The organism is Streptomyces sp. NPDC055400, from assembly GCF_053644375.1.
On sequence record NZ_JBSHLM010000006.1, the window covers coordinates 145,521 to 165,507 of the forward strand.

The 19,987-nt window shown below is 71.1% G+C and carries 20 protein-coding genes and 1 riboswitch; of the genes, 9 read left to right on the forward strand and 11 right to left on the reverse strand.

The window, feature by feature from the left end; translation table 11 throughout:
• Nucleotides 1-41 precede the first annotated feature (41 nt).
• Nucleotides 42-173, forward strand: a riboswitch (SAM riboswitch).
• 17 nt (nt 174-190) lie between these two features.
• The 4 genes from thrC (at nt 191) to groL (ending at nt 4,421) form a co-directional block, all read left to right on the forward strand.
• Nucleotides 191-1,477 carry a threonine synthase gene (thrC, locus tag ACWIGU_RS17690; RefSeq protein WP_454401844.1) on the forward strand — a complete coding sequence of 429 codons (1,287 nt, stop codon included), beginning with the start codon at nt 191-193 and terminating at the stop codon, nt 1,475-1,477.
• A gap of 38 nt (nt 1,478-1,515) precedes the next feature.
• Nucleotides 1,516-1,791, forward strand: a complete 276-nt coding sequence (locus ACWIGU_RS17695) for a MoaD/ThiS family protein (RefSeq protein ID WP_100595710.1) — start codon at nt 1,516-1,518, stop codon at nt 1,789-1,791.
• A gap of 451 nt (nt 1,792-2,242) precedes the next feature.
• Entirely contained in the window at nt 2,243-2,446 is a 204-nt protein-coding gene (locus tag ACWIGU_RS17700) for a cold-shock protein (RefSeq protein ID WP_005315736.1), read from the forward strand.
• 349 nt (nt 2,447-2,795) lie between these two features.
• Nucleotides 2,796-4,421 carry a chaperonin GroEL gene (gene groL, locus ACWIGU_RS17705; RefSeq protein WP_100595711.1) on the forward strand — a complete coding sequence of 542 codons (1,626 nt, stop codon included), beginning with the start codon at nt 2,796-2,798 and terminating at the stop codon, nt 4,419-4,421.
• Between the two features lie 72 nt (nt 4,422-4,493).
• Here groL and ACWIGU_RS17710 read toward each other — a convergent pair whose 3' ends face one another.
• Both ACWIGU_RS17710 and ACWIGU_RS17715 read right to left on the reverse strand, forming a co-directional pair.
• The gene (locus tag ACWIGU_RS17710; RefSeq protein WP_454401847.1) at nt 4,494-4,769 is read right to left on the reverse strand and encodes a hypothetical protein; all 276 of its coding nucleotides are present in this window, start codon (nt 4,767-4,769) and stop codon (nt 4,494-4,496) included.
• A gap of 53 nt (nt 4,770-4,822) precedes the next feature.
• Complete coding sequence (locus ACWIGU_RS17715; RefSeq protein WP_454401849.1) at nt 4,823-5,359, reverse strand: hypothetical protein; 537 nt, start codon at nt 5,357-5,359, stop codon at nt 4,823-4,825.
• Between the two features lie 770 nt (nt 5,360-6,129).
• On the opposite strand from ACWIGU_RS17715, the gene ACWIGU_RS17720 reads away from it, so the two are divergent.
• A complete protein-coding gene (locus ACWIGU_RS17720; protein WP_454401851.1) occupies nt 6,130-6,591 on the forward strand; it encodes a suppressor of fused domain protein in 462 nt (153 codons plus the stop codon).
• Between the two features lie 82 nt (nt 6,592-6,673).
• On the opposite strand, the gene ACWIGU_RS17725 is transcribed toward ACWIGU_RS17720, so the two are convergent.
• From ACWIGU_RS17725 to ACWIGU_RS17735, 3 genes are all read right to left on the reverse strand, one after another.
• Nucleotides 6,674-8,209 carry a PTS transporter subunit EIIC gene (locus ACWIGU_RS17725; protein ID WP_454401853.1) on the reverse strand — a complete coding sequence of 512 codons (1,536 nt, stop codon included), beginning with the start codon at nt 8,207-8,209 and terminating at the stop codon, nt 6,674-6,676.
• Between the two features lie 117 nt (nt 8,210-8,326).
• On the reverse strand, nt 8,327-9,280 hold the full coding sequence (gene murQ / locus ACWIGU_RS17730; protein ID WP_454401855.1) for an N-acetylmuramic acid 6-phosphate etherase: 954 nt from the start codon (nt 9,278-9,280) through the stop codon (nt 8,327-8,329).
• A gap of 76 nt (nt 9,281-9,356) precedes the next feature.
• Complete coding sequence (locus tag ACWIGU_RS17735) at nt 9,357-10,277, reverse strand: MurR/RpiR family transcriptional regulator (RefSeq protein ID WP_266671766.1); 921 nt, start codon at nt 10,275-10,277, stop codon at nt 9,357-9,359.
• Between the two features lie 130 nt (nt 10,278-10,407).
• Between ACWIGU_RS17735 and ACWIGU_RS17740 the strand changes: the two genes are divergently transcribed.
• Both ACWIGU_RS17740 and ACWIGU_RS17745 read left to right on the forward strand, forming a co-directional pair.
• On the forward strand, nt 10,408-10,773 hold the full coding sequence (locus tag ACWIGU_RS17740; protein WP_454401857.1) for a hypothetical protein: 366 nt from the start codon (nt 10,408-10,410) through the stop codon (nt 10,771-10,773).
• Nucleotides 10,770-11,045 carry a DUF4031 domain-containing protein gene (locus ACWIGU_RS17745; protein ID WP_454401859.1) on the forward strand — a complete coding sequence of 92 codons (276 nt, stop codon included), beginning with the start codon at nt 10,770-10,772 and terminating at the stop codon, nt 11,043-11,045. The genes ACWIGU_RS17740 and ACWIGU_RS17745 overlap by 4 nt, the downstream gene beginning before the upstream one ends.
• Here the strand turns inward: ACWIGU_RS17745 and ACWIGU_RS17750 are convergent.
• The 4 genes from ACWIGU_RS17750 to ACWIGU_RS17765 all read right to left on the reverse strand — a co-directional run bounded on the left by ACWIGU_RS17750 (nt 10,993) and on the right by ACWIGU_RS17765 (nt 13,291).
• Nucleotides 10,993-11,721, reverse strand: coding sequence for an MFS transporter (locus tag ACWIGU_RS17750; RefSeq protein WP_454402382.1), 729 nt, complete (start codon nt 11,719-11,721; stop codon nt 10,993-10,995). The genes ACWIGU_RS17745 and ACWIGU_RS17750 overlap by 53 nt on opposite strands.
• A gap of 130 nt (nt 11,722-11,851) precedes the next feature.
• Complete coding sequence (locus ACWIGU_RS17755) at nt 11,852-12,352, reverse strand: GNAT family N-acetyltransferase (protein ID WP_454401860.1); 501 nt, start codon at nt 12,350-12,352, stop codon at nt 11,852-11,854.
• A gap of 31 nt (nt 12,353-12,383) precedes the next feature.
• Nucleotides 12,384-13,034, reverse strand: a complete 651-nt coding sequence (locus ACWIGU_RS17760) for an HD domain-containing protein (RefSeq protein ID WP_454401862.1) — start codon at nt 13,032-13,034, stop codon at nt 12,384-12,386.
• Between the two features lie 32 nt (nt 13,035-13,066).
• A complete protein-coding gene (locus ACWIGU_RS17765; RefSeq protein ID WP_454401864.1) occupies nt 13,067-13,291 on the reverse strand; it encodes a hypothetical protein in 225 nt (74 codons plus the stop codon).
• A gap of 265 nt (nt 13,292-13,556) precedes the next feature.
• Between ACWIGU_RS17765 and ACWIGU_RS17770 the strand changes: the two genes are divergently transcribed.
• Nucleotides 13,557-15,596: a HelD family protein gene (locus ACWIGU_RS17770; protein WP_454401866.1), complete on the forward strand. Its 2,040-nt coding sequence runs from the start codon at nt 13,557-13,559 to the stop codon at nt 15,594-15,596.
• Between the two features lie 28 nt (nt 15,597-15,624).
• Here the strand turns inward: ACWIGU_RS17770 and ACWIGU_RS17775 are convergent, their stop codons facing one another.
• Both ACWIGU_RS17775 and ACWIGU_RS17780 read right to left on the reverse strand, forming a co-directional pair.
• Entirely contained in the window at nt 15,625-16,320 is a 696-nt protein-coding gene (locus tag ACWIGU_RS17775; RefSeq protein WP_454401868.1) for a copper homeostasis protein CutC, read from the reverse strand.
• A gap of 144 nt (nt 16,321-16,464) precedes the next feature.
• Nucleotides 16,465-17,403: a hypothetical protein gene (locus tag ACWIGU_RS17780; protein WP_454401870.1), complete on the reverse strand. Its 939-nt coding sequence runs from the start codon at nt 17,401-17,403 to the stop codon at nt 16,465-16,467.
• 194 nt (nt 17,404-17,597) lie between these two features.
• On the opposite strand from ACWIGU_RS17780, the gene ACWIGU_RS17785 reads away from it, so the two are divergent.
• Complete coding sequence (locus ACWIGU_RS17785) at nt 17,598-19,934, forward strand: heavy metal translocating P-type ATPase (RefSeq protein WP_454401872.1); 2,337 nt, start codon at nt 17,598-17,600, stop codon at nt 19,932-19,934.
• The last annotated feature ends 53 nt before the right edge of the window (nt 19,935-19,987 follow it).

Sequence of the window (19,987 nt, forward strand, 5' to 3'; positions counted from 1 at the left end):
CCGCGCTTGAGTGATCAAGTGACAGCTCAACAACCGAATAGCGCTCATCCAGAGGGACAGAGGGATACGGCCCGTTGAAGTCCCGGCAACCCTCCCGCCGACCTTGCCGAGGTCCAGGTGGGGAAGGTGCCAATTCCGTCTCGTGGCGAGATGCGCCGCGAGGAAGATGAGGAGAAAGGGCCTCGCCATCATGGCTGCGCAGACTGTCGCCACCACCACTTCCGTTGATCTCGGACCCGCCTCGGCGCTTTCCTGCCGCGAGTGCGGCACCAGCTTCCCGCTCGGACCGATCTTCGCCTGTGCCGAGTGTTTCGGGCCGCTCGAAGTCTCCTACGACCTGCCGACGGGCGACCCCGAGTCGCTGCGCAAGGAGATCGAGGCCGGCCCCGCCAACATCTGGCGCTACGCCCCTCTCCTGCCCGTCCCGGCCGACGTCGCCGAGAAGCCGAACCTGAACCCCGGCTGGACCAAGCTCGTCAAGGCCGACAACCTCGCCCGTGAACTCGGCGTCGAGCAGGGCAAGCTGTTCGTCAAGGACGACTCGGGCAACCCCACGCACTCCTTCAAGGACCGCGTCGTCGCCCAGGCCATCGAGGCCGCCCGCGCCTTCGGCTTCACCACCCTGTCCTGCTCCTCCACCGGCAACCTCGCCGGCGCCGTCGGCGCCGCCGCGGCCCGCGCCGGCTTCCGTTCCTGCGTGTTCATCCCGCACGACCTGGAGCAGGGCAAGGTCGTCATGGCCGCGGTCTACGGCGGTGAACTCGTCGGCATCGAGGGCAACTACGACGACGTCAACCGCTTCTGCTCCGAGCTCATCGGCGACCCGCTCGGCGAGGGCTGGGGCTTCGTCAACGTCAACCTGCGCCCGTACTACGGCGAGGGCTCCAAGACCCTGGCGTACGAGATCTGCGAGCAGCTCGGCTGGCAGCTCCCGGACCAGCTGGTCATCCCGATCGCGTCCGGCTCCCAGTTCACGAAGATCGACAAGGGCCTCCAGGAGCTGATCAAGCTCGGCCTCGTCGAGGACAAGCCGTACAAGCTCTTCGGCGCCCAGGCCGAGGGCTGCTCGCCGGTCTCCGTCGCCTACAAGGGCGGCCACGACGTCGTGCGGCCCCAGAAGCCGAACACGATCGCCAAGTCGCTCGCCATCGGCAACCCGGCCGACGGCCCGTACGTCCTCGACATCGCCCGCCGCACCGGCGGCGCCGTGGAGGACGTCAACGACGAGCAGGTCGTCGACGCGATCAAGCTGCTCGCGCAGACCGAGGGCATCTTCGCGGAGACCGCGGGCGGTGTGACGGTCGGCGTGACGAAGAAGCTGATCGAGGCCGGCCTGATCGACCCGACGCTCACCACCGTCGTCCTCAACACCGGCGACGGCCTCAAGACCCTCGACGCGGTCGCCGGGACGTCCCAGGCGACCGCCACCATCCGCCCGAGCCTGGACGCGTTCCGCGACGCGGGCCTCGCCCACTGAAGACCCGCACACTCCCGCACGGAAAGGCTGCAGCCCCCATGAGCGTCAACGTCCGCATCCCCACCATCCTGCGCACCTACACCGGCGGCAAGGCCGAGGTCGCCGCCGAGGGCGCCACCCTCTCCGAGGTCATCGCCGACCTGGAGAAGAACCACACGGGCATCGCGGCCCGCGTCCTGGACGACCAGGGCAAGCTGCGCCGCTTCGTCAACGTGTACGTCAACGACGACGACGTGCGCTTCGAGCAGGGCCTCGAGACGGCGACGCCGGCAGGCGCGGGCGTCTCGATCATCCCGGCCGTCGCCGGAGGCTGACCGTCGAGCACCGTGCCGGCGGCCGATCGGCCGGCCTGACGAGGCCACACAGAGTTACCTGAATTGCCCCCTCCGCGAGAGAAGCGGAGGGGGCAATTCAGCAGGGTTGAGCGCGGTAGAGTTGGGAACCGCGCTTCGCGCTTGTGCCGAGCGCATATATGAAGTCGGCTCCGTTCCGACAAGAAGCAGCCAAAGTGCCCAGCCCTTATCGGGTGTTCGCGGCATTTGTCGGGCCCGAGTTGCCCCGGAATCCAATGGCTCCGCCGCTTATTACCGCTCTGCCGTGCCCAGATTTCTCGTCCGATTGACCTGTTGCAGACGGCAGTTGGGCAGATACATTCAGCCGCGGTCGACGCGTTCCGGCGCACACCCCCAACCAATGGGGGGTGAGGTCTGACCCGGGTCCGCGAAGTGCGGGCCTGTGCAAGGGCCAGTAATAGGGGAGTTAGACATGGCTCAGGGCACCGTCAAGTGGTTCAACGCGGAGAAGGGGTACGGCTTCATCGCGGTCGACGGTGGTGCGGATGTATTCGTCCACTACAGCGCCATCCAGATGGACGGATACCGCACCCTTGAAGAGGGTCAGCGAGTCGAATTCGAGATCTCGCAGGGCCAGAAGGGTCCGCAGGCGGACATGGTCAAGCTCGCCGTCTGATCTCGGCGCGATCGGCCACCGACACACTCACGCCGAGAGGCCCGTACCCCGCGAGGGGTACGGGCCTCTCGTGCGTGCGCGCGCACCCCGCGCACACCGCCCGCGAGGGCCGCGCGCCTGCCGGAGGCGCTTGCACTCTCCTAGGTCGAGTGCTAATCATTGCGTTAGCACTCTGAAGGTGAGAGTGACAGAACTTGGATCGGGTCGGTGAGGCTCGCAGGCCGGGTGGAGCAAGGAACCACACGGCACGCAGGCCGTCCGTCGCGGGCACCAGCACGGTCCGCTGCGTTTCCTCCCCCAAGCTCTTAAGGAGCAGGGGGACCCCCTTCGTCCGGGAGGACCACTTCACATGGCCAAGATCATCGCGTTCGACGAGGAGGCACGGCGCGGCCTCGAGCGCGGCATGAACCAGCTCGCCGACGCCGTCAAGGTGACCCTGGGCCCCAAGGGTCGCAACGTCGTCCTCGAGAAGAAGTGGGGCGCCCCCACGATCACCAACGATGGTGTGTCCATCGCCAAGGAGATCGAGCTCGAGGACCCGTACGAGAAGATCGGCGCCGAGCTGGTCAAGGAGGTCGCGAAGAAGACGGACGACGTCGCCGGTGACGGCACGACGACCGCGACCGTCCTCGCCCAGGCGCTCGTCAAGGAAGGCCTGCGCAACGTCGCGGCCGGCGCCAACCCGATGGCCCTCAAGCGCGGCATCGAGAAGGCCGTCGAGGCCGTCTCCGCCGCCCTGCTCGAGCAGGCCAAGGATGTCGAGACCAAGGAGCAGATCGCTTCCACGGCCTCCATCTCCGCCGCCGACACTCAGATCGGCGAGCTCATCGCCGAGGCGATGGACAAGGTCGGCAAGGAAGGCGTCATCACCGTCGAGGAGTCGCAGACCTTCGGGCTCGAGCTTGAGCTCACCGAGGGCATGCGCTTCGACAAGGGCTACATCTCGGCGTACTTCGCCACCGACATGGAGCGTATGGAGTCGTCGCTCGACGACCCGTACATCCTCATCGTCAACTCGAAGATCGGCAACGTGAAGGACCTCCTTCCGCTGCTCGAGAAGGTCATGCAGTCCGGCAAGCCGCTGCTGATCATCGCCGAGGACGTCGAGGGCGAGGCCCTGTCGACCCTGGTCGTCAACAAGATCCGTGGCACCTTCAAGTCCGTCGCCGTCAAGGCCCCGGGCTTCGGTGACCGCCGCAAGGCCATGCTCGGCGACATCGCCATCCTCACCGGTGGCACCGTCATCTCCGAGGAGGTCGGCCTCAAGCTGGAGAACGCCGGTCTCGACCTGCTCGGCCGCGCCCGCAAGGTCGTCATCACCAAGGACGAGACGACGATCGTCGACGGCGCCGGTGACAGCGACCAGGTCCAGGGCCGCGTCAACCAGATCCGTGCCGAGATCGAGAACAGCGACTCGGACTACGACCGCGAGAAGCTCCAGGAGCGCCTCGCCAAGCTCGCCGGCGGCGTGGCCGTCATCAAGGCGGGCGCGGCCACCGAGGTCGAGCTCAAGGAGCGCAAGCACCGCATCGAGGACGCCGTCCGCAACGCGAAGGCGGCCGTCGAAGAGGGCATCGTCGCCGGTGGCGGCGTGGCCCTGCTCCAGGCCTCCGCGGTCTTCGAGAAGCTCGAGCTCGACGGTGACGAGGCGACCGGCGCCAACGCCGTGAAGCTCGCCCTTGAGGCCCCGCTCAAGCAGATCGCCGTCAACGGTGGTCTCGAGGGTGGCGTCGTCGTGGAGAAGGTCCGCAACCTTCCCATCGGCCACGGCCTGAACGCCGCGACCGGTGAGTACGTCGACATGATCGCCGAGGGCATCCTCGACCCGGCGAAGGTCACGCGTTCCGCGCTGCAGAACGCCGCGTCCATCGCCGCGCTGTTCCTCACCACCGAGGCCGTCATCGCCGACAAGCCGGAGAAGGCCGCCGCGGGCGGCGCTCCGGGCGGCATGCCGGGCGGTGACATGGACTTCTGATCCTGACGGATCGGTAAGTACATCTCCGTCGGCCCCCGGGACCATCTGGTCCCGGGGGCCGACGTCGTGTGGTCAGACGGCCTGCTCCTCGTACGTGCGCCACGCGTCGCGCCCCGCCTGGGCGGCGGTCTGCGCCTGGTGGAGGGTCCGGGCGGCGAGCTCGCCGGGTGGCACCTCCCAGCTGCTGGTCCAGGTACGGCCCGCGCGGACCAGCTCGAAGACGAGCAGGCCGACACCGGCCGCGGCGACCAGCATCCCGGCGCCGGTCAGCGCGGCGCCGGTGGTCAGCCGCCCCTGGTCGGGACGGAACTCGGTCCAGGAAATCTTCGAGAACGTGCTCTCAGCCATAAATTCAGGATGCGCGAGTGTGCGCGCAGCCGCATGTGGAGCGCCGCGCGCCGTCAGGGCGCCCCATTCGTCTCTCCAGGGCAGCCCCCGTCGTCGACGGCGAAGTCCACAGCGTCGTACCCCATCGCCTTCGGCCGCTGCACCGCATGCACGTGCAGGCAGAAGGCGGTGTCGGTGCCGCGGGCCTTCACCGAGAAGTCGGCGTCCTCGGTGCCGCCGTACCAGACCGTGGATTCGGGCGGATCGGAGGCGAGCGTGACGGTGAGGGCGTCCTCCGGACCCTTTCCGTGCTGCGCGATGTCCTGCGTCAGGATGTCCTCGTAAAGCCCGGTGTCGGTCCCCGGCCCGGTCCTGTCCTGCGACAACTGCGCCGTCGCGCCGGTCACGGCGGTCCGCAGATCGTCACCGTCCCAGCCGCCCCGGAACAGGTCCGGATGGGACATCACATAGAGCCCGCCCACCGCGAACAGCAGCGAGCCGACGATGAGGACGCGGCCGACGGGGTTGTGCGGGTTGTAGACGTACCGGTTGGTGCCCCAGTTGCTCCGGACGAAGACGCGGTCGTCCGGGTGTTCGCGGTCGTGGCTCATGAGGCCATTCTGGTACGGCAGTTGAGTCGCCGGGCGAGCCCATGGCCCGAATCTGCCAACCCCGCCGGGATCCCGCCACAGAGGGCTGGCGGAGCCCGCTCCGGCCCTGCCTGCCCCCGCCCTCGACAGGCTGATAGGCAGATCCCGGCCACTCAGCCTCGCTTCCGGGAAACTCCTCCGCCACGCCAGGACTCCGCCCGCCCAGGACCCCGCCCCCCCAGGACCCCACCCGCCCCCCGGACCCGCCCGCCCGCGCCTGCCGCGACCGCCGTCCGCTTCCCCCCACCGACCCCTGTTGCTGCCGCTGCTCCTTCGCAGTTGCTCGTCTGCGCTCTCGCGAAAGAGACCGGGGCGCTGAACTCGTACCCCCTCACTGACCGTCATGGGGGAAAGCCGGCCCTCACTAGTCCGCGGCCGAACGGAAAACTGATGGAGGCTCCCGCAACCCCCCACCCTCACCAGCCACGCAATCCGCTTGTGATCGCGAGTCGCCGGGGCGGCCGGTCGGCCGGACACGCCCTGGCGCTCCCCCTTGAGATCGGTGATGAACGCCGACCAGGTCGCGTTCAGGAACACGGGCTTCGGCCCGCGGCGGAGACCGTGGACGACCTGCGCGGGACCCCTTGTCGCGGCCTGAGGACTGGGATGATCGCGCGGTGAGTGATGCGAGGCGGGCCGCGGAGGCCGTTGAGTCACATGTCCGGGGGTTCTTCGAGGGGCATTCCGTGGAGGTCGTCGTCTGCGACCTCGGGCCGGACAGGCGCGAGGTCGTGCCCGAACTGCGGGTTCTCGTTGTAGGCCCTGGTCCGCGCAGCGACAGCTGGGCCTTTGTGACCGCCGGGTGCTGGACCGGGACGGAGATGGATGGTCACGGGCTCGAGTTCGTCATGACCGCCCATGTCAGGGACCAGCGGTTCATCGACCTCATGGCCGTGATCACGTACTACCACCGCGGAGGGCATCGACTCGGCCTCGAGGACAGCATGCCGATCGGTGAACCATGGGTGCCGGGCTCGACCTGCGACCACCTGCTGATCAGCCTGCCCTATCTCCACGGACCTGACCTCGAGCACTGTCCGCTGCCCGGGGGACACGCCCGCATTCTGTGGACCCTGCCGGTGACGGCTGCCGAGATCGAGTTCCGCAGACGCCGGGGTCATGAGGCGTTGGAGCACCTGTTTGACGAGGCGGAGATCGTGCCCACTGATCCTTTCCGGACATCGGTCGTCTGAGGATCAGCGCCGAGGGCGGCCCCTGTGTGGGGGCCGCCCTCGGTGGTTCGGGCCGACAGGAGGGGGCGGTCGGACGGCTCGGTCAGACTCCTGCCGGCTCCTTGCCGGAGGCGGGTCGGGCCGTGGCCGTCCTCGGTTCCGCCGACTCGCCCGCGCCCGCGCCCGCGTCCACGTCCACGGTCGCGCCCGCGCCCGCGTCCACGTTCAGGTCCACCAGCATCTGCTTGCTGAAGCCGAAGAAGTACGTGGCCGCGAAGCCCACGATGTAGCCGACCAGGAGGCCCGCGCCGTAGATCGCGACCGTCGTGCCGAGGCCCTTGTTGCCGTCGAGGAGGGGGAACAGGGCCCAGCCCGAGGGGCCGATCGCCGTCGAGCCGACCTTGTCGCCGATCATCGAGAAGAAGCCGACGAACGCGCCGCCCGCCGCGCCGCCCACGCACGCCGTGATGAACGGGCGGCCGAGCGGGAGCGAGACGCCGTAGATCAGGGGTTCGCCGACGCCGAGGAAGCCTGCGGGGAGCGCGGACTTGATCGTCGTACGGATCGACTTGTTGTGCTTGAGGCGCTTGAAGACCGCGATCGCACAGCCGACCTGGCCCGCGCCCGCCATCGCGAGGACGGGGAGGAGGACGGTGTAGCCCTGCTGCTCGATGAGGGTGGTGTGGATGGGGATGAGGGCCTGGTGCAGGCCGAGCATGACCAGGGGGAGGAAGAGCCCGCCGAGGACGAGGCCCGCGAACGCGCCGGTGTTGTCGAGGAGCCAGTTCGCCGCGGTGCCGATACCCGTGGAGACCTCACCCGCCACGTACATCAGGCCGAAGATCGTGACCAGGCCGGAGACCAGGACCGTGAGGGTGGGCGTGACCAGCACGTCCACGGCCTCCGGGACCCACTTCCTGCACCACTTCTCGATGTACGTCGCCAGGACGGCCGCGCCCAGCGCGCCGAGGACACCGCCCTGCCCGGGCGAGAGCTTCTGGCCGAACGCCTCGATGTTCGCGACGCCCGCGTACACGATGATCGCCGCGACCGCGCCGCCCAGGATCGGCGTACCGCCGAACTCCTTCGCGGTGTTGTAGCCGACGAACACCGCGATCAGCGCCATGAAGCCGGAGGCGATGGCGGCCAGGGCGGGGGTGACGCCCGGCAGCCAGTGCAGGTTGATCAGCAGGCCGTTGATGCCGGCGATGATGCCGCAGCCGATCAGCGCGGGGATCAGCGGCACGAAGATGTTCGCGATCCGGCGCAGGAACAGCTTGAACGGGGTGGCGTTCTTCGCCTTGCGGGCCGCCTTCAGCTCGGCGCCCTGGGCGGCGAGTTCGTCAGCGGTCACCGCGTGCGGCTCCGGTGCGGCCGTCCTGCCGTCCTGCACCAGCTCCTCGAACTCCGGGGTGACCCGGGCGACCTTTCCCGGTCCGAGGACGATCTGGTACGTCTCGTCGTCGACCACGCCCATGACGTCGGGCAGCGCCTTCAGCGCGTCCTCGTCGACGAGAGCACGGTCGGCGAGGCCGAGACGGAGCCGGGTCATGCAGTGGGCTACGGACGTGACGTTCGATGAGCCGCCGACGAGAGGAAGGATCGCGGCGGCGATGGCGCGGTTCTTTGAGTCAGCCATGGGTCGTGGTGCCTTGCTGTGCGTGGTGCGTGGGGGGGTGGAGCAATACGGGACTGCCGGATTACGGGCCTACGGGCTTACGGGCCTATGGGCTTACGGGCCTGCTGGCCTACGGGACTACGCGGTCGTGGCCGATGCCTGGAGCGCGGCGCGCAGATGGCCCTTGCTGTCGGTCAGGAGGCGGGCGGCCGTCGGGCCGTCGACCGAGCCGAGGATCACGAGGATGGCGTTCTTCACCTCCCCGTCCGTCGCGGCGAGCGCGGCCTCGATGGCGGCGTCGTCGGCGCCGGTGGCCAGGGCGACGATCCGGCGGGAGCGGGCGCGCAGCTTCTCGTTCGAGGCGCGTACGTCGACCATCAGGTTCCCGTACGTCTTGCCGAGCCGGATCATGGTGATCGTCGACAGCATGTTGAGGACGAGCTTCTGGGCCGTGCCCGCCTTCAGCCGGGTGGAGCCGGTGAGGAGTTCGGGGCCGACGACGACCTCGATGCCGTGGTCCGCGGCCGCCGCGAGCGCGCTGTCCGCGTTGCAGGACAGGCCGATCGTGAGGGCTCCCCGGCCGCGCGCGTGCTCGACCGCGCCGATCGCGTACGGGGTGCGGCCCGAGGCCGAGATGCCGACCACGACGTCGTTCGCCGTCAGACCCAGCGCGTCCAGGTCCTCGGCCGCGAGTTCCTTGGAGTCCTCGGCGCCCTCGACCGCCTTGACCATGGCGCTCGGGCCGCCCGCGATCAGGCCGACGACCTCGCTCGGGTCGGTGTTGAAGGTGGGCGGGCACTCGGACGCGTCCAGGACGCCGAGCCGGCCCGCCGTGCCGGCGCCGGCGTAGACGAGGCGGCCGCCGCGGGCCATCCGCTCGGCCGTGCCGTCGATCGCGGCGGCGATCTGCGGGAGCTGCTCGGCGACGGCGGTGGGGACGCTCGCGTCCTCGCCGTTCATGATCTGCGCGATCTCCACCGTCGGCAGCTGGTCGATCTCGGAGAGTTCCGGGCGGAACGCCTCGGTGGTGAGCGTGGCGAGCTGGGCGCGCAGTTCGCTGTAGTTGTCGGCAGCGTCGGTCGTGGAGGTCATGACGTGTGCGGCTCTTTCCGGTGCGGCGGTGGGGTCCGGTGCGGCAGTGGCTTCAGGGGGAGTGCGGGCGCGTCGTCTAGCGGGAGCCGCGCGGCGTGTGACGGTGTGCGAGCGCCTCGTACGAAGCGGACAGGGCGGGGGCCGCCGTCTCGTACGTACGCTGCGCGACGCCCACGAACAGGCAGTCCACGACGAGCAGCTGGCTCGTGCGGGACGACATCGCGGCCGGCCGCAGCTCGCTCTCGCGGGCCGTGGACGTGGTGAGTATGTGGTCGGCGTACTGCGAGACCGGGCCGTCGGGGCGGCCGGTGATCGCGATCGTGGCGGCCCCGTGCTCGAAGGCGACGCGCAGCGGCTCGATCACGTCGTGGGTCGATCCGGAGTGCGTGATGGCGATGGCGACGTCCTTGGCGCGCAGCTGCACGGCGTTGGTGATCGCCAGGTGCGGGTCGCCGTGGGCGTGGGCGATCAGCCCGATGCGCAGGAGCTTCTGGGCGAGGTCCTGGCCGACGAGGCTGGACGCGCCGATGCCGTAGATGTCGATGCGGCGGGCGCCCGCCAGCGCGTTCACGGCCGCGCCGAGCTGCACGGTGTCGAGTCCGGCCGCGGTGTCGGCGAGGGTCTGCTGCTCGTCGTACGCGAGCTTCGCGACGACGTCGGCGATGGGGTCGTCGACCGCTATGTCGGCGGTGACGGCGGGGGCGCGGCCCGACTGCTGCTGGGCGGCGAGCCCGGCGAGGGCGAGGCGCAGGTCCCGGTATCCGGGGTAGCCGAGGAGGCGGGCGGTACGGACCACCGTCGCCTCGCTGGTGCCGGTGAGCTCGGCCAGGCCGGTGACCGTGAGGGCCGCGCAGCCGGCCGGGTCACCGGCGACGGCCTCGGCGACCCGCTGCATGGAGCGGGTCATCGACGGCGCGAGGGTCCGCACCTTGGCCGCGAGGGCGGCCGGGGCGGGCGGCGCGTCGCCCGCGAAAATTTCCTTCACGTTGCTGGTCACATTTGAAAGATATTTTCAGGGGGGTGCGGCGTCAAGAGTCCTTCGGCTGTGCCGTACGGCACGTCTTCCGGGCCTTTCGGCCGTGCCGAAGGGTACGTGGGCGCGTGCGCCGAGGGAGCACAATGGCTACATGGAGATCAGCCCCCTCGAACAGGCACTGCACGCGGCCCGCGCCCTCGTGCTCGCCGACCTCGTCTCGGGTGAGGTCGCCCACGCCGACGTCGTGTCCCTCGTCGAGGACTCGATAGTGCACCGGCGCTGGTGGGTCGAGCAGTGGCCGGAAGGGATCGACTACGTCGCCGGGCTCGTCGCGCAGGACGTCCAGGACGGACTCCTCGAACGCTCCGGCCGCTGGCCCCTGTGCCCGGTGTGCGGCTCCGGCGAACCCCACGCCCTCGATGTGGAACCGGAGTTGGGCCCCGACCCGCACTGGGTGTGCAGCGAGGCGGGCGTGGTCGTGGCGCCCGTGGGGTCCCTCGGCACCATCGTGCGATGACCGTCTACATCGATCCGCCGACCTGGCCCGGGCACGGGCGCATGTGGTCCCACCTGGTCAGCGACGTCTCCTTCGGCGAGCTCCATCTCTTCGCCGACCGGCTCGGCATCCCGCCCCGCGCCTTCGAGCGCGACCACTACGACCTGCCGTCGCACCGCTACGAGGACGCGGTGCGGGCCGGGGCCGTGCAGATCGGCTCGAAGGAGCTGGTGCGCAGGCTCACCGAGGCGGGGCTGCGGAGGCCGAAGGGGCGTCCTGCGGTGGGCAGTTGAGGCCCGTCTTGGTGGACGTGGCGATCACCTTCGTGGACGCCGCCGTCGTCGTCGCCCCCGCGAGCGCGGGGGCCGCGCCCGCCACGTTGAACATGCGGGCGTTCAGCGCCGGCGCCGTGTAGAACGCCGAGAAGCCCATCAGGAACGACAGCACCACCCCCACCAGCGCGATCGCCGAGGCCGCGCCCACCGCCCAGAACGCCGCCCGCCAGCCCAGACCGTCACCGAGGAACGCGCCCGCCGGGACGCCCAGCACGTTCGCGATCGACAGGCCGCCGGTCATCACCGCCATGGCCCTCGCCCGCTGCGTCACCGGCACCAGGCCGATGGCCACCGCCGCGCCCACGGCCCAGAACCCCGCGCAGGCCAGCGCGCTCACGATCCGCGACGCGAACAGGACGGCGTACGTCGGCGCCAGCGCGCCCGTGACCTGGCCCAGGCCGAACACCGAGATCAGCGCGATGAGCGTGGTGCGGCGCGGCAGGCGCAGCGTCGCCACGGCGAGCAGCGGCGCGCCCGCCACCATGCCGAGCGCGAACGCCGATATCAGCAGGCCCGCCTGCGGGATCGTGACGTCCATGTCGTCGGCGATCGCGGGCAGGATGCCCGACAGCATGAACTCGGACGTGCCCAGCGCGAACACCGCCAGGCCCAGGACGTAGACGGCAAGCGGCATGCGGGTGGGGACGTCCACGGGGGCGTCCGCAGGGGCAGCCGCGGCGGTGTCCGCGGGGTCTTCGGCGGGGTCTTCGGGAGCTTTTCGAGCAGAGTCACGCGTGACGTGACACAACGCGACGCAGCGTTGCCTAAATTCGCGGCAGTTCGTACGCGCAGAGGTCCTGTGTCGTCGGAATCCGCACGAAACCGGCCCGCTCCAGCACCCGTTGGGACGGGCCGTTGTCCAGGTCCGTGTTCGCCGTCACCGCGGTGACGCCCGGCTGCGACAGCGCCCATGCCGCTATCGCCCGCACTGCCTCCGTCGCGTAGCCCCGGCCGCGCGCCCCCTCCGTCACGTCGTAGCCGATCTCGACGCGGCCCTCCTCGTCCGGAGCGCTGTGGAAGCCGATCCCGCCGACCGCGCGTCCGTCCTCGGTCCGCACGATCGCGTACGTTCCCCAGCCCTCGCGGTACGTGCCCGCCGCGTGCGCCTTCACCGTGATCCCGGAGCCGGTCCGGGTGCCGTCCGGTGCGTCGCCGTCCAGCCAGGCGAAGCCGCCCGACCCGCTGTCCGCGTTCAGGTCCCTGGCCGACTCCAGGGACAGCTCGTGCAGGTGTACGCGGGCGGCCGCGAGGGTGAGGAGTGTCATGGGGCGAGGATGCGGCAGCCGCCCGCGCCGATCAACCGGTTTGGGGAGTCAGCAGGTCCAGCTCCGCCGTGAGGTTCTCGCGGGCCCGCTCCTCCCAGTGCGCGGCGCCGTACGGGGTGCGGAACAGGCGGGGCAGGGCGAGGAGTTGGCGCAGGACGGCGGCGCGTCCCTCGCGGAACGGTTCGTCCGGTACGAAGCCGTACTCCTCCCGGACCGCCGCCGCGTAGGCCGCGTACGCGTCCGGGGCCGCCGCCAGGATCGCCAGGTCCGCGTCGCACAGGACCTCGCCGTTGTGGTCGTCCTCGTCCGGGTCGTGCGTCACCGTGAGCAGGACCAGGCGGCTCACCTCGCCGATCTGCCGGTCCGTCAGGCCCGCTTCCGTCAGGGCCCGTTCGGCCAGGCGCGCGGAGCGTTCCTCGTTCGTCGAGCGCTCGGGGAGGTACACCGCGTCGTGGAACCAGGCCGCGAGGCGGACCAGGGCCGGGTCGTCGGCGTGGCCCTCCAGTACGTCGATGTGGTCCAGGACCGCCTTGAGGTGCGTCGTCGTGTGGTAGCGGCGCTGTGGCTCCGACCAGCGGGCCAGGAGGTCGTCCGCGTAGGCGTCCGGAGCGGTGGGTGTGGCTGTCGTGGGCTGGGCCGTGGTGAGTGTCTCGGCCCAGGCTTTCCTCAGGTCGTCCCGCATGCGGCGACCCTAGACCCTGCCGGCGGACCCCGTCAGACCCTGCCGGCGGACCCCGTCGGCACTCCCTGGTCCGGGGGTGGCCGGTACGGGCCCGATCGTCTCTGTACGCCGGCCTCCTCGTCGTACTCGCCCAGAAGGGCCACGCCGAGCGCCGAGGTCACGATGACCTTGGCCGCTCGCAGGACGTTTCCGAGGCGGTGGGGGTGGTGGGTCTCCGTGGCCGCGGTGGCACCGTGAGTGAAGGTCATGGCTGTCATGCCTCCATGGTGGAATACGGGCATTCCGTGCACATCGGTCCGGAGGTGTAGGTTGCGGCGGCGGGCCTGCGTCCGGGGGGTGACTCCGTCCCCCAGGGCCCTCACGGCTCCCCGGGAAACGGGAAATAAATGTGTTGGCCGTGTGTCGGGGCGGGAGTAAGGTGGTCCGCCTTGCCCGCCTCCCTCCGTGGAGCGCCGCCGCCCGGACGGAAACCGGCCGGCTGCCGTGTGTAACCGAACCCCCCGGAGCCCGGAGGCATCGCCCGTGTCCCTCGACGACCCGCTCTCCCGCGAGCGCGCCCACCTCACGTCGTCCCGTTCCGCCCTGCGCGCCATGCGCGAGGACGTGGAATCCCTCGACATCGCCGACGTCACCGCGAACTGGGTGAACGCCGCCGTTCTGCAGCGCCAGATCGACGACCGGATCAAGGCCCTGGCCGACCTGTCGCACACCCCGTTGTTCTTCGGGCGGCTCGACTACCTGCACGCCCCCGGCGCCGACCAGGCGGAAGGGGCCGGCGGGGAGCGGTTCTACATCGGGCGGCGGCATGTTCATGACGCGGCCGGCGATCCGATGGTCATCGACTGGCGCGCCCCCGTCTCGCAGCCCTTCTACCGCGCCTCGAAGAAGGACCCGATGGACGTCGGGCTGCGCCGGCGGTTCGGGTACACGGGCGGGGACCTCACCGCGTACGAGGACGAGCGGCTGTCCGATCCCGCCGAGGCCGAGGTCGTGAGCGCGCTGCTCCAGGCCGAGATCGAGCGCCCCCGCGTCGGGCCCATGCGCGACATCGTTGCCACCATCCAGCCCGAGCAGGACGAGATCGTGCGCAGCGGGCTCTCGGGGTCCGTGTGCGTCCAGGGAGGGCCCGGTACCGGAAAGACCGCCGTCGGCCTCCACCGTGTCGCGTATCTGCTGTACGCCCACCGCGAGCGGCTCGCCCGCACCGGGACCCTGGTCATCGGGCCGAACCGGTCCTTCCTCCACTACATCGAGCAGGTGCTGCCCGCGCTGGGTGAGCTGGAGGTCAAGCAGGCCACCGTCGACGACCTCGTCGCCCATGTGGAGGTGCGGGGCGCCGACGGCGCGGACGCCGCCGTGGTCAAGGGCGACGCGCGGATGGCCGAGGTACTGCGGCGGGCCGTGCGGTCGCACATCACGCTGCCCGTGGAGTCCGTCGTGGTCGTGCGCGGGTCCCGGCGGTGGCGGGTGCCCGCGTACGAACTGGAGGAGATCGTGCGGGAGTTGATGGCGCGCGACATGCGGTACGGCGCCGCCCGCGACGCGCTTCCGCAGCGCATCGCCCACGCCGTCCTCGTACAGATGGAGCGGTCGGGGGAGGCCCCCGACGACCGGGTGCAGGACGCCGTGGCCAGGAACGCGGCCGTCAAGGCCGCCGTGAAGGTCCTCTGGCCCGCCGTCGATCCCGCGAAGCTCGTGCTGCGGCTGTTGTCCGACGCCGAGTTCCTCGCCGAGCACGCGGAGGGCGTGCTCAGCGAGGACGAGCAGAAGTGCGTGCTGTGGGAGCGGCCGGTGCGCAGTGTGCGGGCCGCCAGGTGGTCCTCCGCCGACGCCGTGCTGATCGACGAGGTCACCGATCTCGTCGCCCGTACGCACTCCCTCGGGCATGTGGTGCTCGACGAGGCGCAGGACCTCTCGCCCATGCAGTACCGGGCCGTCGGTCGGCGCTGCACCACCGGGTCCGCCACCGTCCTCGGAGACCTCGCGCAGGGCACGACGCCCTGGGCCACGCGCAGCTGGGCCGAGGCGCTGCGGCATCTGGGCAAGGAGGAGGCCGTGGTCGAGGAGCTGACCGTCGGATTCCGCGTGCCGCGCGACGTCATCGCGTACGCGTCCCGGCTGCTGCCTCACATCGCGCCCGGACTCGCGCCCGTCTCGTCCGTCCGTGAGAACCCCGGCGCCTTCGAGGTCCGGGAGGCCGCGCGCGGGACCGGCGACGTGGTCGCCGCCTGCGTCGAAGCGCTGGAACGCGAGGGGTCCGTGGGCCTCATCGCCGCCGACGCCCGCGTCCCGGACCTGGCCGCGGCCCTCGCGGACGCCGGGCTCACCTACCTGGGCCCGGGCGAGGAGACCACCGCTCGGACCCGTCTCACCCTCGTACCGGCCTCGCTCGCGAAGGGCCTCGAATACGACTACGTGGTCCTCGACGAGCCCGCCGCCGTCGTCGACGGCGAACCCGACGAGCGGACCGGACTGCGGCGTCTGTACGTGGCGCTGACCCGGGCCGTCTCCGGTCTGGTCGTGGTCCACGCCGCGGAGCTGCCGGAGCAGCTGGCGGGGTGACGGCCGTCCGGGCTCCGGCGCCGGCAGCCTAGGCTCCGGCGTCGACCGCCTCGCGCCACGTGCGGACCGCCTCCGTCGACACCGGGGCCGTCCAGCCCCGGGGGCGGGCCGCGCCGCCGATGTGGAAGGCGTCGATGCCCGCCGCCTTCAGGCGCGGCAGGTGGTCGAGGCGGAGGCCGCCGCCGACCAGGATCTGCTGCTCGTAACCGGGTTCGCCCGAGCGGGCCGCCTCCGCCGCCAGGACGTCGAGCCCGGCGTCCACGCCGTCCGGCGAACCGGCCGTCAGGTAGGTGTCGAGGCCCGGCGCGTGCGCGAGCTGCTTGCGCAGGGCGTCGCGGTCCGCGGTCCGGTCGATCGCGCGGTGGAAGGTCCAGCGGCAGCCGTCCAGCTCAGCCGTGATCCGTTCGACCGCCGCGAGGTCGGGGCCGCCCGCCGGGTCGAGGAAGCCGAGCACGAACTCGTCGGCCCCCTCCGCGCGCAGCCCGCGCGCGGTCCCGGCCAGCGCGTCCAGGTCGCCCGCGGCGAAACCGTCCGTGAGCCGGATCATGACCCGCAGCGAGATGCCGACGGCCGCGCGGATCCGGCCGAAGGTCTCGCGCGACGGGGTGAGCCCGTCCGCCGCCATGTCGGTGACCAGCTCGAGGCGGTCGGCGCCGCCCGCCTGGGCCGCGACGGCGTCCTCGGCGCCGAGCGCGATCACCTCCAGGACTGCACGCTTGCTCATGGGACCCCTTTGTCGGTTTTGCCGGTTGCGAAGGCGGGTGCGGATGCGGTGGCGGCCGGGCCCCGGGGCCCGTCGTCACAACAGGGCCTAGAGGTCTAGTCCAATACGCCAGCCTACGCGCACACGGCCCGCGCCGACAGACGATCAGTGACCGTGCCCCTCCGAATGACCACCCGCGCTCTTCCCGGCGTGCACCGTGAATTCCGCCGTCCGCACGGTGCCCTTGTGCTTGAAGTCCAGGAAGAGGCGGTACGTCCCGTTGCTGGGCGCCGTCGCCGTGAACGAGACCTCCGGCCCCGGCCCGCCCTTGTTCGGGTGGACGTGGAGATACGCGAGGTCGCCGGAGCGCAGGGCGACCAGATGCCCGTACGAGCCGAGATAGGGCTGGAGGTCGGTGACCGGCTTGCCGTTCTTCGCGACGCTCAGGGTCAGCTCGTGCGCCGATCCCGCGCCGAGGTCCCCGCCCAGCCGCACCTCGTAGCCGTCGCCGGCGTCGGCGGTCCGTGAGGCCGCCGGAAGGTCCCGGGGCGCGTACTCTCCGGCGACCGACAGGTCCGCCCCGAGGGTGAGGCCCTCCTTCTCCGCCTGCGGGGTGAAGTCGGCGAAGACCCGGTAACCGCCCGCCTTCGGCAGCTCGACCGGCGTCTTCCAGGTGCCGTCCGCCGCGCGGGCCGGGTGCAGATGGCGGTAGACCGTGAGGTCCCGCGAGGCCACGATCAGGTGCAGCTGCTTGCCGTGCTCCGTCCGGTACGCGGTGACCTTGCGCCCCGTGTCGTCCTTCGTGATCGCGAAACTCAGCTCGGTGCGCTCGCCGGCGGCGGCGATGCGCCGGGTCCGCAGGTAGAGCGTGTAGCCGCGCTCGGAGATCTGCAGCCCGCCGGGGACGGCGGCGGCCGCGGTGTCCGACGCGCCGTGGCCGGCGTGCCCGTCCTGCGCCTCCTCCGTACGTCCTCCCTGCGCATGCCCTGCCGTCTTCTGTTCGCCCCCGGCTATGGGGTCGACGCCCCTGCCCACCCCGTACGCGGTGCCGAAGGTCGCGGCGACGGCGGCGGCGAAGGCGGTGATCTTCAGTCCGGTCTTCATGACGGCTCCTGGTGTGCGGACGTGCGTGACGTGCGGACGGTGTCGGTGTCCGGTGGCTGATAGGTCGACGATACCCCTAGGGGGTATGAAGTCAAGCGAGGGGAACGCTTGCGTCTGATACCCCCCATGGGTATAGATTGGATCTCGTAAGCGATACCCACCCCGGGTACCGGACCCGCAACCGAGGAGGCCTCATGTCGGCGCACCCAGCCGCCACCGCGCCCTCCGCCGCCCAGGCGGCAGAGGTGGAACTCGCCATCGGCGGCATGACCTGCGCCTCGTGCGCCGCCCGGATCGAGAAGAAGCTGAACCGGATGGACGGCGTGGCGGCGACCGTCAACTACGCGACGGAGAAGGCGAAGGTCACCTTCACCGACGGGGTGGCCGTGGCCGACCTGATCGCGACGGTCGAGGCCACCGGGTACACGGCCCAGGAACCGCCCCGACCCGTCGAGGGGAAGGCGGAAAAGGCGGAGGGGGCGGAAGCGGACGCGGCGGCCGACGCGCTCGCGCCGCTCCGCCGGCGGCTGGTCACCGCCGTCGTACTCGCCGTGCCCGTCGTGGCGACGGCGATGATCCCCGCCCTCCAGTTCGAGTACTGGCAGTGGCTGTCCCTCACGCTGACGGCACCCGTCGTGACGTACGCGGCCTGGCCCTTCCACAAGGCCGCCTTCACCAACGCGCGGCACGGCGCCGCGACGATGGACACGCTCATCTCCGTCGGCACGTCGGCCGCGTTCCTCTGGTCGGTGTGGGCGCTGTTCTTCGGGACCGCCGGCATGCCCGGCATGACGCACGCCTTCGAGCTGACCATCGCCCGCAGCGACGGCGCCGGGAACATCTACCTGGAGGCCGCCGCCGGAGTCACCGCCTTCATCCTCGCCGGGCGCTACTTCGAGGCCAGGTCGAAGCGGAAGGCCGGCGCGGCGCTCAAGGCGCTGCTCGAACTCGGGGCCAAGAACGTCACGCTGGTGCGCGAGGGAGGACGTGAAGAGACCGTCCCCGTGGCCGAGTTGAAGGTCGGCGACCGGTTCCTCGTGCGGCCCGGCGAGAAGATCGCCACCGACGGTGCCGTGGTCGAGGGCGCCTCCGCCGTCGACGCCTCGATGCTGACCGACGGTGCCGTGGTCGAGGGCGCCTCCGCCGTCGACGCCTCGATGCTGACCGGCGAGTCCGTGCCCGTGGAGGTCGCCGTCGGGGACGCCGTCACCGGAGCGACGCTGAACGTCGGCGGACGCCTCGTCGTCGAGGCCACCCGCGTCGGCGCCGACACGCAACTCGCCCGTATGGCACGCCTCGTGGAGGACGCGCAGAACGGCAAGGCCGCCGCGCAGCGCCTCGCCGACCGGATCTCCGCCGTGTTCGTGCCGGTCGTCATCGCCCTCGCGCTGGCCACGCTCGGGTTCTGGCTCGGCAACGGCGCCGGGATCACGGCCGCCTTCACCGCGGCCGTCGCCGTCCTCATCATCGCCTGCCCCTGCGCCCTGGGCCTCGCCACACCGACGGCGCTGATGGTCGGCACGGGGCGCGGAGCGCAGCTCGGCATCCTCATCAAGGGCCCGGAGGTCCTGGAGACCACGCGCGCGGTCGACACGATCGTCCTCGACAAGACCGGAACCGTCACGACCGGCCGGATGACGCTGCTCGCCACACACGTGGCGGACGGTACGGACACGGGTGAAGTCCTCCGTGTCGCGGGGGCGTTGGAGCACTCCTCGGAGCACCCGATCGCGCGGGCCGTCGCGGACGGGGCCCGCGAGAAGGTGGGCGAGCTCGGTGTCGTCGAGGACTTCGCGAACCTTCCCGGGCTCGGCGTGCAGGGCGTCGTGGACGGGCGCGCCGTACTCGTCGGCCGCGTGAAGCTGTTGGGCGAGTGGGAGATCCGGCTGCCGGCGGAGCTGGAGCGCGCGAGGTCCCAGGCCGAGGCGGCGGGACGTACGGCGGTCGCGGTGGCCTGGGACGGGGAGGCCAGGGCGGTCCTCGAAGTCGCGGACGCGGTGAAGGAGACCAGCGCGGAGGCGGTACGGCGACTGCGGGGCCTGGGCCTGACGCCCATCCTCCTCACGGGCGACAACGAAGCCGTGGCCCGGTCGGTGGCCGCCGAGGTGGGCATCGACGAGGTGATCGCGGAGGTCATGCCGCAGGACAAGGTCGACGTCGTCAAGAGGCTTCAGGGCGAAGGGCGTTCCGTGGCCATGGTCGGCGACGGCGTCAACGACGCGGCGGCCCTGGCGCAGGCCGACCTGGGGCTCGCGATGGGCACGGGCACGGACGCGGCGATAGAGGCCGGCGACCTGACGCTGGTCCGGGGCGACCTGAGGGCGGCGGCCGACGCGATCCGCCTGTCCCGGCGGACGCTGGGGACCATCCGCACCAACCTGTTCTGGGCGTTCGCCTACAACGTCGGCGCGCTGCCGCTGGCCGCGGCGGGCCTGCTGAACCCGATGATCGCGGGCGCGGCGATGGCGTTCTCGTCGGTGTTCGTCGTGGGCAACAGCCTGCGCCTGAGGAACTTCAGGCCGCAGGCGTAGCGGCGACCGGCAAGGCGAGGGCCCGTCCACACACGGTGGACGGGCCCTTGTCG